This is a genomic window from Streptomyces sp. NPDC029466 (assembly GCF_055574515.1).
In genome coordinates this window covers 15,155-29,015 of record NZ_JBVHZH010000044.1, presented here as the reverse complement: position 1 = coordinate 29,015, position 13,861 = coordinate 15,155, and the positions used below count along the sequence as shown (strand labels likewise).

Here is a 13,861-nt window from a genome sequence, read left to right as displayed (position 1 = left end):
AAGAGAAGAAAACAAAAACACCACACCCCCCCCCCCCCTCCTCCCCCCCCCCCCCCCCACACCCCCCCCACCCCCCCCCCCCCCCCCCCCCCCCCCCCCCCCCCCCCCCCCCTTCACACCTGTGGCGGCGCCAGGATTCGAACCTGGGAAGGCTGAGCCGGCAGATTTACAGTCTGCTCCCTTTGGCCGCTCGGGCACACCGCCTGGGTTTGCTGCCGGGAGAGCCGCTGTGGGCGGTGCTCCGTGGCAACGACGTAAACCATACCCGATGGCAGGGGGTGGTTCGCCACTCGATTCGAGAGCGCTGGATCTTGGCCGGGTGGCTAGGCTTGGCAGGCGGTCCGGGGACGGGCCGCACCCCTGACGGATCTAGGTACGAGGAGCCAACTCAACATGGCCGACTCCAGTTTCGACATCGTCTCGAAGGTAGAGCGGCAGGAGGTCGACAACGCCCTCAATCAGGCCGCCAAGGAGATCTCGCAGCGCTACGACTTCAAGGGCGTGGGCGCGTCGATCGAGTGGTCGGGCGAGAAGATCGAGATGCGGGCCAACGCCGAGGAGCGGGTGAAGGCGGTACTCGACATCTTCCAGTCCAAGCTGGTCAAGCGTGGGATCTCCCTGAAGGCGCTGGACGCCGGCGAGCCGCAGGCCTCGGGCAAGGAGTACAAGATCTTCGCCTCGATCGAGGAGGGGATCTCGCAGGAGAACGCGAAGAAGGTCGCCAAGATCATCCGCGATGAGGGCCCGAAGGGCGTCAAGGCGCAGGTGCAGGGCGACGAGCTGCGGGTCAGCTCGAAGAGCCGGGACGACCTTCAGGCGGTGCAGCAGCTGCTGAAGGGCAAGGACCTGGACTTCGCGCTCCAGTTCGTGAACTACCGGTAGGAGCCCGTTTTCCGGGTGCCACAGGATGGGGCGGCGCGCTTCGGCGTGCCGCCCCACCGGTGTATCGGGGCGGTGAACTGAGCGGCTCTGCGGGGCACTTGACCTCAACTGCGCTTGAGATTGCAGGGTCGGGGCATGACTTCTTCTTCTGACGCACCAGCCCGTTCCGCCACCGGCCCCGGGGCCGGGTTCCGCAGCGATGTGTTCCCGGAAATACGGCGGGCGGATGCCGGTGCCGTACTGATCAGCGAGTGGGACGCGGGCGGCCCGGCGGGGCAGCGGGCCGTCCTGGACGGGGTCGCCCGCGCCTGGGAGGGGACGCCGCTGCCGGCGGGCTTTCTGTCGCGGGTGCTGTTCGCCGGGACGGACGGGCGCAGTGTGCTCCAGTACGCGCAGTGGACGAGCGAGGCGGCGCACCGGGAGTTCGTACGGACCGAGAACACCGGGCTGAGCGGGCGGCTCGCGGCGGCGCTGGACGGGGTGGGGGACGTCGGTGACTCCGGTCCCGGCCGTTTCCGGCTGTACCGCAGCATGCTGCCGCACGGCGCGCCGGGGGAGCCGGGCTGCGTCGTACGGGTCGCCTTCCGGACGGCGGGGCACGAGGCGGCCCGGGGGCTCGTGGACGGGCTGCTGGAGCTGGTCGGCGAGGTCCAGCGCGGGGAGGGCGGGATCGCCTCGCACTTCCACATCAGCGAGGAGGGCGACCGGGTCGTCAACTACAGCGAGTGGACGGATCCGGAGTCGCACGAACGAGAGCTCGGCCTCCGGCTCGGGCGCGGCGGGGAGGTGCGGAGCTTCATCGACGGGCTGCCGGGGGTGGAACCGGTCGGGTTCCGGCGGTTCGTGGCCCCTCGGGGGCTCGTACGGGTCTGAGGACGAGGGGCCGGGGCGGAGCGGGCGGTCAGCGTGTCGCGAAGGGCTCGTCCGTGGGGACGATGTCGCGGCCCAGGGGCATCAGGGAGACCGGGATCAGCTTGAAGTTGGCGATGCCGAACGGGATGCCGATGATCGTCACGCACAGGGCGAGGCCGGTGATGATGTGCCCAAGGGCCAGCCACCAGCCCGCGAAAATGATCCAGATGACATTGCCGATCGCCGAGCCGGCACCGGCGTCATGGCGCACCACGGTCGTCCGGCCGAAGGGCCACAGGGTGTAGCCGGCGATCCGGAAGGACGCGATGCCGAACGGGATGGTGATGATGAGGATGCAGCAGATGACGCCCGCGAACACATAGCCGAGCGCCATCCAGAAGCCGCTGAGGACCAGCCAGAGGATGTTGAGGATGAACTTCATGATCAGCAGCCTTCCACGGGCACGGCGGAGAACGTCACTGCGGGGCAAGACGCCCTGGGCCGGGTGAAGCGTTGCGTTGCGTTCATCATGCGGCGGGCGGCGGGCGGCGGCCACCGCTCCCCCGCGGCCCCCGGTCCGTCAGGGACGGTGGCCCGCCATCCGTTCCAGACGGGCGATGCGCTCGCGCATCGGGGGGTGCGTGGAGAACAGCCGGGTCAGGCCCTCGCCCGCCCGGAACGGATTGGCGATCATCATGTGTCCGGCGGTCTCCAGCCGCGGCTCGGGCGGGAGCGGAAGCTGCTGGGTGCCCGTCTCCAGCTTGCGCAGGGCGGAGGCCAGGGCCAGCGGGTCGCCGGTGAGCTGGGCGCCCGAGGCGTCCGCCTGGTACTCGCGGGAGCGGCTGACGGCGAGCTGGATCAGCCCGGCCGCGACCGGCCCGAGGATCATGATCAGCAGCATGCCCAGGAGGCCGGGGCCCTCGTCGTCGTCGGAGCGGCCTATGGGAATCAGCCAGGCGAAGTTGACGAGGAACATCACGACGGAGGCCAGCGCGCCCGCGACCGAGGAGATGAGGATGTCGCGGTTGTAGACATGGCTGAGCTCATGGCCGATGACGCCGCGCAGCTCACGCTCGTCGAGCAGCTGGAGGATGCCGTCGGTGCAGCAGACCGCGGCGTTGCGGGGGTTGCGGCCGGTGGCGAAGGCGTTGGGCGCCTGGGTCGGGGAGATGTACAGGCGCGGCATGGGCCGGCGGGCCGTGGTGGAGAGCTCGCGGACCATGCGGTAGAGCTGGGGGGCCTCGAACTCGCTGACCGGGCGGGCGCGCATGGCCCGCAGGGCGAGCTTGTCGCTGTTCCAGTACGCGTAGGCGTTGGTGCCCAGGGCCACGACGACGGCGATGATCAGGCCCGTACGGCCGAACAGGCTGCCGATGACGATGATGAGGGCGGACAGTCCCCCGAGGAGTACGGCGGTCCTGAGCCCGTTGTGCCGGCGGTGCACGGTACGCCCTCCAAGCGGTGCGGCAGGGGAACCCTGTGCTGCGTTTCTCCACTCTCCGGTGGACCCTTACTCACTGGTCAACGCGGGATGAACGAGCCTGGTTCCCCGGTGCGCGCGCGGCGGGCCGGGCGGGGCACGGAGCGGCGCCCGGTGGGGCCCGCCGCCGTACGGGTGGCCTGGGGGCCGCTCCAGGCCGCCGGGAGCGGTCCGGAGCGGGCGGGCATCCGCCGGAGGGCCGGTTAGAGCAGCGCCCCGGAGGCGAAGCGCAGGACGAGCTGCGGGGCGCCGGAGAGGACGATGCCGAGGACGGTGGCGAGGGCGATGGCGGTGGCGAGGGGGGCCGGGATTCCGGCGCGGGGCGGCTGCTGCTCGGCCGGGGCCGTCCCGGGCACTGCCTCGGCTCCCCTGAAGAGGACCGTGGTCCACTTCAGGTAGTAGTAGAGCGCGATCACGACATTGATCGCCATGATCACCGCGAGCCAGGCCAGGCCCGCGTCGACGGCCACGGAGAAGACCGTGACCTTGGCGAACAGGCCGATGATGCCCGGCGGCAGGCCGGCCAGGCACAGCAGGAAGAAGCCCATGGCGAGCGCCACGACAGGCCGCCGGTGGTACAGGCCGCGGTAGTCGGTGATGCGGTTGGCGGGGCTCGTACGGGCCACCAGGGCGGCGACGGCGAAGGCGCCGAGGTTCACGGCCGCGTACATCAGGGCGTAGGCGACGGTGGAGCCGATGGCGTGCGCCGGGTCGCTGGTGTAGCCGGCCGCCGCGATCGGCACCAGGAGGTAGCCGGCCTGGCCGACCGACGACCAGGCGAGCAGGCGTACGGCGCTGTGCGCGCGGCGGGGGTCCTGGCGGACGGCCGCGACATTGCCGACGGTCATGGTGAGGGCGGCGAGGACGGCCAGCGCCGGGCCCCAGACGTCCGCGTACGAGGGGAAGCCCTGGACCGTGACGAGGATCAGGCCGGAGAAGCCGACGGCCTTGCCGACCACGGAGAGGTAGCCGGCGATGGGCAGCGGCGCGCCGACGTAGGTGTCCGGCACCCAGAAGTGGAACGGGGCGGCGGCGGTCTTGAAGGCGAAGCCGACCAGGGTGAGCGCGACGCCGGCGCTCGCCAGTGTGGCCAGCCGCGGGTCGGGCAGCGCGGTGAGGGCGTGCGCCACCCGGGAGAGGTACAGGCTGCCGGTGGCCGCGTACAGGAAGCTCACGCCGAGCAGCATCACGGCGGTGGCGGCCACCGAGGACAGGAAGAACTTCAGCGCCGCCTCGGAGGAGAGCCGGTCACCGCGCCGCAGCCCGACGAGGGCGAAGGCGGGCAGCGAGGCCACTTCGAGGGCGATGACGAGGGTGGCGAGGTCCCGGGAGGCGGGCAGCAGGGCGGCGCCGGCCGCCGAGGAGAGCAGCAGGAACCAGTACTCCCCGGTGGGCAGGCCCTGGTCCTTGACGGTGTCGATGGACAGCAGGGCGGTCAGCAGCGCCCCGCCGAGCACCAGGAACTGGATGACCAGGGCGAACGGGTCGGCCACATAGCTGCACACGTCGGGGTGGGCGGGCAGGCAGAAGGTGCGGCGGCCGCCGCCCAGGAGGGGCAGCAGCGACAGCGCGGCGAGCGCGAGACCCGCCGTGGCGATCCAGCCCAGCAGCGGCTTACGGGCCGCCGGGAGGAAGAGGTCGGCGACGAGCACCACCAGGGCGACGGCCGCGGTGAGCGTGGGCGGCGCGAGGGCGAGCCAGTCGACGGACTGGACCAGGGGCGTGATCGAGCTCATCACTTACCGCCTCCGAGGAGCTGCTGGACGGCCGGGTCGGTGAGGCCGAGGAGGGCCGCGGGCCACAGCCCGGCAAGGACGGTGAGGACGGCGAGGGGGGTCCAGGCCGCGTATTCGTAGCGCGCGATGTCGGGGACGGCGGGGGCCGGTGCGGGCTGTCCGGACGGGTCCTCGCCGGCCGGGTCGGCGGTGCCGAGCGGGGCGGTCGGGGCGAGGTGCGGGGTGCCGCCCATGCAGACGCGGCGGACGACGAGCAGCAGGTAGGCGGCGGTCAGCAGGGTGCCGAGGCCGGCCAGCACCATGAACGTCAGGAAGGCGGGGCGGCTGAGGCCGGCGGCCGGCTGGAAGGCGCCGAACATGGCCAGCATCTCGCCCCAGAACCCGGCGAGTCCGGGGAGGCCCAGGGAGGCGACGGCGCCGAAGGCGAGCAGACCGCCGAAGCGGGGCGCCTTGCCGTAGAGGGCGGCGCCGGTGGTGCCGGCCAGGGCGTCGAGGTCCGTGGTTCCGGTGCGGTCCTTCAGGGCGCCGACCAGGAAGAAGAGCAGGCCGGTGATCAGGCCGTGCGCGATGTTGGCGAACAGCGCGCCGTTGACGCCGGTGGGGGTCATGCTGGCGATGCCGAGCAGGACGAAGCCCATGTGGCCGACGGAGCTGTAGGCGATCAGACGCTTGAGGTCGCCCTTGGCGCCCTTGCGTACGAGGGCGAGGCAGGCGAGCGAGCCGTAGATGATGCCGACGGCGGCCAGCGCGGCGAGGTACGGCGCGAAGGTCTGCATGCCCTCGGGTGTGATGGGCAGCGCGATCCGCACGAAGCCGTAGGTGCCCATCTTCAGCAGCACGCCGGCCAGCAGCACCGAGCCGACGGTGGGGGCGGCGGTGTGCGCGTCGGGCAGCCAGCTGTGCAGCGGCCACATCGGGGACTTGACGGCCAGTCCGATGCCGACCGCGAGCACCGCCAGCAGCTGAACGGTGTGGCTGAGCTGGGTTTTCGGCCCGTTGTCAGTGGTGAGTGCCACCATGTCGAACGTGCCGGATTTCACGCCGATGAGGAGGAGGCCGAGCAGCATCACGACGGAGCCGAGCAGCGTGTAGAGGATGAACTTCCAGGCCGCCGCCTGCTTTCCCGCCCCGCCCCAGCGGGCGATGACGAAGTACATCGGGATGAGGACCATCTCGAAGGCGAGGAAGAAGAGCATCAGGTCGAGGACGGCGAAGGTGGCGAGGGTGCCGCCCTCAAGAGTGAGCAGCAGGGCCACAAATGCCTTGGGAGACGGGCCCGTTGGCATGTGGAAGTAGGAGTAGAGCGCGCAGAGGAAGGTCAGCAGCGCGGTCAGGACGACAAGGGGGAGCGAGATGCCGTCGACGCCGAGGTGGATGCGGATGTCGAGCGCCGGGATCCAGCTGATGTCGGTGGTGGCCTGCATACGGGCCGGCTGGTCGTGGTCGAAGCCGGCCGCCAGCGCGATCGCGGCGGCGAGCACGACACCGGTGACGGTCACGCCGTGGCGCAGTACGGCCTGGTCGGGGTTCTTGCCCCGGAGGCCGGGCGGGGACGGGAGCAGGGCGGCGAGCGCGCCGGCGAGGGGGAGGACGACGACGGCCGCGAGGAGAAGCTGCATAACGGTGTGATTCACGGGTCAGGCCCTCCTGCGGGGTTCGGCTCCGGCGAGGCAGGCCGCGAAGGCTGTCGGCTGGGGGTGCGGGGGCCGGCCCCCGGGGGATGGCAGCACGGTCAGGCCCCCGTGCCCGTGGCGACGAGGACGGCGGCGACGGCCAGCACGAGCGAGCCCGCGAGCAGTGCGCCGAGGTAGGTCTGCACGTTCCCGGTCTGGGCGCGGCGGACGGCGGCGCCCAGCCACCGGGGGGTGGCGGCGGCACCGCTGACGTAGGTGTCGACGACCTCGCGGTCCAGGAAGCGGACGAGCGAGGCGGCGGCGCGTACGGGCCGGACGAACAGCACGGAGTAGACGGCGTCGAGGTGGAAGCCGACGGCGGCGTGGGGCTGGAGCGGGCCGAGGAGGAGACGGCCGGGGTCGGCCGGGTCCGGGGCGCCGGCGATGCTGCCGTAGACCGGGGCGTGGGTTGCGATGGCCGTCTCCTCGGCGAGCCCGGGCGGGGCGTCCGGGTCGGTGACGACCGCGCCGATGGGGGTGCGGGCGGCCAGGGCGGTGGTGTGCCGCCAGGCCGCATAGGTGACCAGGCCGCCGACGAGGGCGACACCGGTGCCCAGGACGGAGGTGGTCAGGGTCGGCGCGAGCGAACGCCCGTCGAACCAGCCGGGCAGGAGGGGGGCGGCGAGGCCGAGCGCGACGGTGGGGAGGAAGAGCACCCACAGCACGGCGTTCATGACGACCGGCTGCGGGCCGTGGTCGGGGGCCTCGACGCCGGTGCCCTTGAAGGCCAGCAGCCACAGGCGGGTGGCGTAGGCCGCGGTGAGGAGGGCGGTGAGCAGCCCGGAGACCAGGACGGTCCAGCCGGCCGCGCCGGGGATGCCGTGCGCCGCACCGGTGGCGGCGTGCTCGGCGGCGCCCAGGACGGCTTCCTTGGAGAAGAAGCCGGCGAACGGGGGGATCGCGGCGAGCGCGAGCAGCGCGACGGTGACGGTCCAGTAGGCGTCCGGGATGCGCCGGGCCAGGCCGCTCATCCGGGACATGGCGGCCAGCGAGTTGGTGCCCGCGGCGTGGATGATCACGCCCGCGCCGAGGAAGAGGAGGGCCTTGAAGGCACCGTGCGAGATGAGGTGGAAGACGGCGGCACCGCGGTCGCCGACGGCCAGCGCGCCGAGCATGTAGCCGAGCTGGCCGACCGTCGAATAGGCCAGGACGCGCTTGATGTCGTCCTGGGCCAGTGCGGCCAGACCGGAGCCGACCATGGTGACCGCGGCCATGACGGCCATCACCACCAGCGCGGCCGCGGAGGCGGCGAAGACGGGGAGGAGACGTGCCACGACATAGATACCGGCCGCCACCATCGTCGCGGCGTGGATCAGCGCCGAGACGGGCGTCGGGCCGGCCATCGCGTCCGGGAGCCAGGTGTGCAGCGGGAACTGTGCCGACTTGCCCGCGACACCGGCCAGCAGCAGCAGCGCGATCAGCGTCGGATGGTCCAGGCCGCCACTGGTCACGGTCCCGAGGATGCCGGTGATGCGGAAAGTCCCGGCGTCGGCGGCCAGCGCGAAGATGCCGAAGAGGAAGGGGACATCGCCGAGCTTGGTGACGAGGAAGGCCTTGAGGGAGGCGGCGCGGGCGGCCTCGGTCTCCCAGTAGTGGCCGACGAGGAAGTAGGAGCAGATGCCCATGACTTCCCAGCCGACCAGCAGCAGCATCAGGTCGCCGGTGTAGACGACCAGCAGCATCGCGGAGGTGAAGAGCGAGACCAGCGCGGCGTAGGAGGCATAGCGCGGGTCGTTGCGCAGATAGCCGGTGGAGTAGAGCTGCACACAGGTCGCCACGACACCGACCACCACGGCGATCAGCACGGCGAAGCCGTCGAGGTGCAGGACCAGGTCGATGGGGATCGAGCCGGTCGGGGTGAGCTCGGTGGCGAGGTCGGTCGCCGGGCCGGTGCCCTGCCCGACGGCGACGAGCACCGCGAGCACGGCCGCGGCCAGCGTCGGCAGCACGGCCAGCGGCCGGACGAATCCGGGCGCCCGGCGGCCCAGCAGGAGACCGGCGGCGGCCCCGAGGAAGGGGAGGAGGGGAACGAGAACGGCGGTGGTGGTGAGGGTCACGCGGCGGCCTCCGCCGTGGTGTCCGGCTGCGGTTCCCCGTCCCCGGCGCCCGCCCGCTCGGCGAGGTCACGGAGCCGGTCGATGTCGGAGCTGCCGCGGTTGCGGTAGACGAGCAGCACGATCGCCAGCCCGATGCCGATCTCGGCGGCGGCGATGGCGATGGTGAAGAGGGTGAGCGCCTGGCCGGTGTGCAGGGTGTCGCGCAGCCAGACGTCGAAGGCGACGAGGTTGAGGTTGACGGCGTTGAGCATCAGCTCGACCGACATCAGCACCAGGATCGCGTTGCGGCGGGCGAGCACGCCGTACAGCCCGGTGCAGAAGAGGAGGACGGCGAGGACGGCCGGATAGACGAGATGCATCAGCGCTGCTCCTCTCGCGGGGCGGGGGCGGCGGGACCGCGGGAGGCACCGGTCTTGAGGTCGGCCGCCGCGGCCTTGCCCTCCCCCGTCCTGCGGGACAGCACGATCGCCCCGACGAGCGCGGCGAGCAGCAGCACGGACAGCGCCTCGAAGGGCAGCACCCAGTACTGGAAGAGGCTGCGTCCGGAGGCTTCGGTGGAGCCCTGGGCGGCGCCCTCGAAGCTGATCCAGGTGGCGCGGAAGGCGTCCACGACGACCCAGACCAGGGCGGCGGCCGAGGCGAGGGCCACCACGAGCGCGGCCCAGCGGTTGCCCGAATCGGCGTCCGGGGAACGGCCGATGGGCGCCTTGGTGAGCATCAGCCCGAAGAGCAGCAGGACGACGACCGAACCGACGTAGATCAGCACCTGCACCCAGGCGATGAACTCGGCCGTGAGCAGGAGGTATTCGACGGCGATCCCACCGAGGGCGACGACCAGCCAGAGGGCGGCGTGCACCAGCTGCCGGGTGGTGACGGTGATGACGGCCGCGCCGAGGGTGGCGATACCGACGAGGACGAAGGCGACCTCGACGCCCGTGGGCGAGAGGAAGCCCTGGCCGGCTGCGGTGGCGGCGAGCGTCACTGTCCCTCCCCTGGGGTCTCCGGTCGGTCCTGGTCCGCGCCCCGGTCCGCGGCTTCGGCCTGGGCCTGTGCCTCGGCCTCCGCCGCCTGCTGGGCGGCGAGCTTGTCCGCGGCCTTGTGGGCGGCGGCGAGTTCCTTGGGCTCCTCGGCCGCCGGGTCGAGCGCCGGCGGCTCGGGCACCGTCCACATCCACTCGCGGAGCCTGTCGCGCTCGTGGGTCAGCTCGCGGATGTCCGTCTCGGCGTACTCGAACTCCGGCGACCAGAAGAGCGCGTCGAAGGGGCAGACCTCGATGCAGATACCGCAGTACATGCACAGCGCGAAGTCGATCGCGAAGCGGTCCAGCACATTGCGGCTGCGCTCGCGGCCTCCGGGGGCGGCCGGCGGCACCGTCTCCTTGTGGGAGTCGATGTAGATGCACCAGTCCGGGCACTCCCGGGCGCACAGCATGCAGACCGTGCAGTTCTCCTCGAACAGCCCGATGACGCCACGGGTACGGGGCGGGAGGTCGGGCTGGACGTCCGGGTACTGCGCGGTGACCGATCGTTTCGTCATCGTCCGCAGGGTGACGGCCAGCCCCTTGGCGAGGCCGGAACCGGGGAAGCTCATGACGAGATCACCACCTTGACGACGCCGGTGAGGGCGATCTGGGCGAGGGCGAGCGGGATGAGGACCGTCCAGGCGAGCTTCTGCAGCTGGTCCTCGCGCAGCCGCGGATAGGTCACCCGCAGCCAGATGACGCCGAAGGCGAGGATCACGGTCTTCAGCAGGGTCCACAGCCAGCCCAGGCCGTCGGCGCCGAACGGGCCGTGCCAGCCGCCCAGGAAGAGCACGGAGGTCAGCGCGCAGAGCACGACGATGCCCGCGTACTCGGCGAGGAGGAAGAGGGCGAAGCGCAGTCCGGTGTACTCGGTGTACGCACCGAAGATGATCTCCGAGTCGGCGACCGGCATATCGAACGGCGGCCGCTGGAGCTCGGCGAGCCCGGCGGTGAAGAAGACCACGCCGCCGACGATCTGCCAGGGCACCCACCACCAGTGGAACGCCTCGATGATGCCGGGCAGCGAGAGCGTGCCCGCCGCCATCGCGACGGAGGCCGCGGCGAGCAGCATCGGCAGCTCGTACGCCAGCAGCTGCGCGGCCGTCCGCAGACCGCCGAGCAGCGAGAACTTGTTGGCCGAGGCCCAGCCCGCCATCAGCGAGCCGAGCACCCCGACGCCCATGACGGCGAGGACGAAGAAGATCCCCGCGTCCAGGGCCTGGCCCACGGCGTTGTGCGGGCCTATCGGGATGGCGACCAGGACCAGGAGGTACGGGAGCAGCGCGACGGCGGGCGCGAGCTGGAAGATCCGCCGGTCGGCACCGGCCGGCACGATGTCTTCCTTCTGCGCGAACTTCACACCGTCGGCGACGAGCTGCGCCCAGCCGTGGAACCCGCCCGCGTACATCGGTCCGAGACGGCCCTGCATATGGGCCATGACCTTGTGCTCGGTCTGCCCGATGACCAGGGGGAAGACCAGAAAGACGGCGAAGACGGCGAGCAGGCGCAGCGCGATGTCCAGAGCGTCGCTCATGGGGTGTCGCCTCCTGCCGGGTCCTGGGGGGTGGGGGGCTGGTCCTGGGGGGCCGTGGGCTCGGGGTCCGGCGTGGCCGCCGGGTCCTGGGGGGCCGTCGGCTCCGGCTCGGGCTTCGCTTCCGGCTTCTGCGGCTCGGGTTTCGCTTCCGGCTTCTCCGGTTCGGGTTTCGCCGGCTCGGGCTTCTGCGGCTTCTTCCCAGGCTCCGCCGTCCGCTCCGGCTCGTCGAAGGCCGGGCGGGCGTGGTGCCAGGGGGCGTCGGAGGAGCGCGGGGGCGCCGGCTTCTCCGGGGTCGTGGGGGGCGGGGTGTCCTGAGCCGGGGCGTCCTTGGCCGGGGCATCCTTCGTCGACGCTTCCTGGGTCGGGGCGTCCTTGGCCGGTGTCCCCTTTGACGGGGCTTCCGTCGCCGGGCTCCCTGCGGCCGGGGCCGCCGCGGTCTCCGCCGCGGCTGCCGTCCCCGCGGCCGCCGTCTCCGCCGCCGCTCGCTGCTGGCTGGCCGACCCCTCGCTCACCGAACGGGTACGCCGTGCCGGGCGCTCGGGCCGCGCCGGAGCCGCCGGAGTTCCGGTCCCCTCCGCCGCCGCCTGCTGGCCGGCCGAACCCGCGGCCGCCGTACGGGTACGACGTGCCGGACGCTCGCCCGCGGCGCCGCCGGCCGCCCGTGCACCCCGCGCCGGACGTGCGGGCGCGGGCGGCAACTGGCCCTTCAGCGGGCCCCACTCGTTCGGGTCCGGGACGCCCGGGGGCAGCATCTGGCGCCGCTTGGGCCCGCCGTGCTCGGACTCGCCCGGCTCCTTGGCGCCGGGCCACGCCTTGGCGACCCGCGCCGCCAGCACGAAGTCCTTGCGCAGCGGGTGCCCTTCGAAGTTCTCCGGGAGCAGCAGCGGTACGAGGTGCGGGTGGCCGGTGAAGTCGACCCCGAACATCTCGTGGGTCTCCCGCTCGTGCCAGCCCGCGCCCGCGTAGACGCCGACGGCGGTGGGCAGCGCGGCCGCGTCGTGCGGCACGGTCGTCCGCACGATCAGCCGGTGGACGGTACCGGGGCGCGCCACCTCCGCGAGGTGGGCACAGATCCGGAAGCCGGTGCCGGGCTCGTCGACGGCGCTCAGCCAGTCGAAGAAGCTGCACCCCAGGGTGTCGCGGGCGGCGGTCAGCGCGGTGAGCCAGCCGTCGACGGGGACATCGACGGTCAGCAGGTCGTACGCCAGCTCCGCGGTGGCCCCGGGGCCGAAGATCTCGCTCGCCGGGCGCGGCAGCCAGCCGACGACGGGCTCGGCCGGGGGCTGCTCGGCCGGGGGCTGCTCGGGCTGCTCGCCCGGGTCCGGCGCGGCCGACTGCTCCGGCGCGGCCGACCGCTCGGATGTCGCCGACTGCTCGGGCGCCGCGGTCTGCCCGGAGGTCTCCGGCTGCTGCCCGGAGTTTTCCGGCTGCTGCTCTGGGGTTCCCGGCTGCTGCTCGGGCTGCTCGGTCATCGGGGCTCCTCCCCCGCCGGCTTCGGCGCAGTCGCCGGCTGCGGCGCGGGCGGTGTGACGAGTCCGCTGCGCAGCGCGGCCGCCGAGGGCCGGGCGGCACCGCCCTTCGCGTACCGCTCCCCCAGCGATTCGCGCGCGATCTTCTCCTGGAGCTTGAGGATGCCCTGGAGCAACGCCTCCGGACGCGGCGGGCAGCCCGGGACGTACACATCCACCGGGATGATCTGGTCGACGCCCTTGGTGACGGAGTACGAGTCCCAGTAGGGGCCGCCGCAGTTGGAGCAGGCCCCGAAGGAGATGACGTACTTCGGCTCCGGCATCTGCTCGTAGAGCCGCTTCACCGCGGGCGCCATCTTGTCGGTGACGGTGCCGGAGACGACCATCAGGTCGGCCTGGCGGGGGCCGGGCGCGAACGGGATCACGCCGAGCCGGATGAAGTCGTGGCGCGCCATGGACGCGGCGATGAACTCGATGGCACAGCAGGCCAGGCCGAAGTTGAAGACCCAGAGGCTGTAGCGGCGGCCCCAGTTGAGGACCACCTTCATCGGTTCGGGCGCGAGCCGCGCGAGGGTGCCCAGGCGCCGCGGCTCCGGCAGGAACTCGGGGGCGGCGCCCGCGGCCGCGGCGCCGTTGGAGGCGGGGGTCACGTCCATTCCAGGACGCCCTTCTTCCATGCGTAGAGCAGGCCGACGGCGAGGAAGCCGAGGAAGATGAACATCTCCACCAGCGTCACGCCGCCGAAACCGGGGGCGGCGAAGATCGTTGCCCAGGGGAACAGGAAGATCGAGTCCACGGCGAAGATGACGTAGAGGAAGGCGTAGACGTAGTAGCGGACCTGGGTGTGCGCCCAGCCCTCACCGACCGGATCCACACCGCACTCATACGTCAGCAGCTTCTCCGGCGTCGGTACCACGGGCCGCAGCAGCCGCCCGGCACCGAACGCCACGGCGACGAAGAGCACACCGATCACGGCGATGAGCCCGACGACCGAGTAGCCCTGGAAGTAGTCCGCGGCGACGGTGGTCCGTACGGTCGCGTCCGACACGTCCGCCCCTCGCTCCCTGACTGTGATTGTTCAACGACTTCGACGATCTGTACGGACCGGAGTCTAGGCCCTGCCCCGGCTGCGGTGAGCAGCCGGATCGTCGCGGCCG

The 13,861-nt window shown here is 72.2% G+C and carries 14 protein-coding genes and 1 tRNA gene; 2 read left to right on the top strand and 13 right to left on the bottom strand.

What is annotated here, in order from left to right:
* Positions 1–122 precede the first annotated feature (122 nt).
* A tRNA-Tyr gene (locus tag ACZ4XD_RS28830) sits at positions 123–204 on the bottom strand.
* Between the two features lie 189 nt (positions 205–393).
* Here ACZ4XD_RS28830 and ACZ4XD_RS28825 point away from each other — a divergent pair.
* A complete protein-coding gene (locus ACZ4XD_RS28825; RefSeq protein WP_030262720.1) occupies positions 394–882 on the top strand; it encodes a YajQ family cyclic di-GMP-binding protein in 489 nt (162 codons plus the stop codon).
* 135 nt (positions 883–1,017) lie between these two features.
* Positions 1,018–1,755 (top strand): antibiotic biosynthesis monooxygenase, encoded by a 738-nt coding sequence (locus ACZ4XD_RS28820; RefSeq protein ID WP_468046827.1) that lies wholly within the window; start codon positions 1,018–1,020, stop codon positions 1,753–1,755.
* 28 nt (positions 1,756–1,783) lie between these two features.
* On the opposite strand, the gene ACZ4XD_RS28815 is transcribed toward ACZ4XD_RS28820, so the two are convergent.
* The 12 genes from ACZ4XD_RS28815 to ACZ4XD_RS28760 form a co-directional block, all read right to left on the bottom strand.
* Entirely contained in the window at positions 1,784–2,176 is a 393-nt protein-coding gene (locus ACZ4XD_RS28815) for a YccF domain-containing protein (protein WP_468046826.1), read from the bottom strand.
* Between the two features lie 138 nt (positions 2,177–2,314).
* The gene (gene htpX / locus ACZ4XD_RS28810; protein ID WP_468046824.1) at positions 2,315–3,178 is read right to left on the bottom strand and encodes a zinc metalloprotease HtpX; all 864 of its coding nucleotides are present in this window, start codon (positions 3,176–3,178) and stop codon (positions 2,315–2,317) included.
* 239 nt (positions 3,179–3,417) lie between these two features.
* Positions 3,418–4,950, bottom strand: coding sequence for an NADH-quinone oxidoreductase subunit N (locus ACZ4XD_RS28805; protein WP_468046822.1), 1,533 nt, complete (start codon positions 4,948–4,950; stop codon positions 3,418–3,420).
* The gene (locus ACZ4XD_RS28800; RefSeq protein ID WP_468046881.1) at positions 4,950–6,569 is read right to left on the bottom strand and encodes a complex I subunit 4 family protein; all 1,620 of its coding nucleotides are present in this window, start codon (positions 6,567–6,569) and stop codon (positions 4,950–4,952) included. Before ACZ4XD_RS28800 ends, ACZ4XD_RS28805 begins: the two co-directional genes overlap by 1 nt.
* A gap of 113 nt (positions 6,570–6,682) precedes the next feature.
* Positions 6,683–8,680 carry an NADH-quinone oxidoreductase subunit 5 family protein gene (locus tag ACZ4XD_RS28795; protein WP_468046820.1) on the bottom strand — a complete coding sequence of 666 codons (1,998 nt, stop codon included), beginning with the start codon at positions 8,678–8,680 and terminating at the stop codon, positions 6,683–6,685.
* A complete protein-coding gene (gene nuoK / locus ACZ4XD_RS28790; RefSeq protein ID WP_468046818.1) occupies positions 8,677–9,039 on the bottom strand; it encodes an NADH-quinone oxidoreductase subunit NuoK in 363 nt (120 codons plus the stop codon). Before nuoK ends, ACZ4XD_RS28795 begins: the two co-directional genes overlap by 4 nt.
* A complete protein-coding gene (locus tag ACZ4XD_RS28785) occupies positions 9,039–9,662 on the bottom strand; it encodes an NADH-quinone oxidoreductase subunit J family protein (protein WP_468046816.1) in 624 nt (207 codons plus the stop codon). The genes nuoK and ACZ4XD_RS28785 overlap by 1 nt, the downstream gene beginning before the upstream one ends.
* Positions 9,659–10,270 carry a NuoI/complex I 23 kDa subunit family protein gene (locus ACZ4XD_RS28780; protein WP_468046814.1) on the bottom strand — a complete coding sequence of 204 codons (612 nt, stop codon included), beginning with the start codon at positions 10,268–10,270 and terminating at the stop codon, positions 9,659–9,661. Before ACZ4XD_RS28780 ends, ACZ4XD_RS28785 begins: the two co-directional genes overlap by 4 nt.
* Complete coding sequence (locus tag ACZ4XD_RS28775; protein ID WP_387240580.1) at positions 10,267–11,235, bottom strand: complex I subunit 1/NuoH family protein; 969 nt, start codon at positions 11,233–11,235, stop codon at positions 10,267–10,269. The genes ACZ4XD_RS28780 and ACZ4XD_RS28775 overlap by 4 nt, the downstream gene beginning before the upstream one ends.
* Entirely contained in the window at positions 11,232–12,707 is a 1,476-nt protein-coding gene (locus tag ACZ4XD_RS28770; protein ID WP_468046812.1) for an NADH-quinone oxidoreductase subunit C, read from the bottom strand. The genes ACZ4XD_RS28775 and ACZ4XD_RS28770 overlap by 4 nt, the downstream gene beginning before the upstream one ends.
* On the bottom strand, positions 12,704–13,360 hold the full coding sequence (locus ACZ4XD_RS28765; protein ID WP_468046810.1) for an NADH-quinone oxidoreductase subunit B: 657 nt from the start codon (positions 13,358–13,360) through the stop codon (positions 12,704–12,706). Before ACZ4XD_RS28765 ends, ACZ4XD_RS28770 begins: the two co-directional genes overlap by 4 nt.
* Positions 13,351–13,752: an NADH-quinone oxidoreductase subunit A gene (locus tag ACZ4XD_RS28760; protein WP_018090942.1), complete on the bottom strand. Its 402-nt coding sequence runs from the start codon at positions 13,750–13,752 to the stop codon at positions 13,351–13,353. Before ACZ4XD_RS28760 ends, ACZ4XD_RS28765 begins: the two co-directional genes overlap by 10 nt.
* Positions 13,753–13,861 lie beyond the last annotated feature (109 nt).

Excerpts from the sequence above, each read along its gene's own strand:
- ACZ4XD_RS28825 (WP_030262720.1), top strand. The coding sequence starts at position 394 with ATGGCCGACTCCAGTTTCGACATCGTCTCGAAGGTAGAGCGGCAGGAG.
- ACZ4XD_RS28820 (WP_468046827.1), top strand. The coding sequence starts at position 1,018 with ATGACTTCTTCTTCTGACGCACCAGCCCGTTCCGCCACCGGCCCCGGG.
- ACZ4XD_RS28815 (WP_468046826.1), bottom strand. The coding sequence starts at position 2,176 with ATGAAGTTCATCCTCAACATCCTCTGGCTGGTCCTCAGCGGCTTCTGG.
- ACZ4XD_RS28805 (WP_468046822.1), bottom strand. The coding sequence starts at position 4,950 with ATGAGCTCGATCACGCCCCTGGTCCAGTCCGTCGACTGGCTCGCCCTC.
- ACZ4XD_RS28800 (WP_468046881.1), bottom strand. The coding sequence starts at position 6,569 with ATGCAGCTTCTCCTCGCGGCCGTCGTCGTCCTCCCCCTCGCCGGCGCG.
- nuoK (WP_468046818.1), bottom strand. The coding sequence starts at position 9,039 with ATGCATCTCGTCTATCCGGCCGTCCTCGCCGTCCTCCTCTTCTGCACC.
- ACZ4XD_RS28780 (WP_468046814.1), bottom strand. The coding sequence starts at position 10,270 with ATGAGCTTCCCCGGTTCCGGCCTCGCCAAGGGGCTGGCCGTCACCCTG.
- ACZ4XD_RS28775 (WP_387240580.1), bottom strand. The coding sequence starts at position 11,235 with ATGAGCGACGCTCTGGACATCGCGCTGCGCCTGCTCGCCGTCTTCGCC.
- ACZ4XD_RS28770 (WP_468046812.1), bottom strand. The coding sequence starts at position 12,707 with ATGACCGAGCAGCCCGAGCAGCAGCCGGGAACCCCAGAGCAGCAGCCG.
- ACZ4XD_RS28765 (WP_468046810.1), bottom strand. The coding sequence starts at position 13,360 with ATGGACGTGACCCCCGCCTCCAACGGCGCCGCGGCCGCGGGCGCCGCC.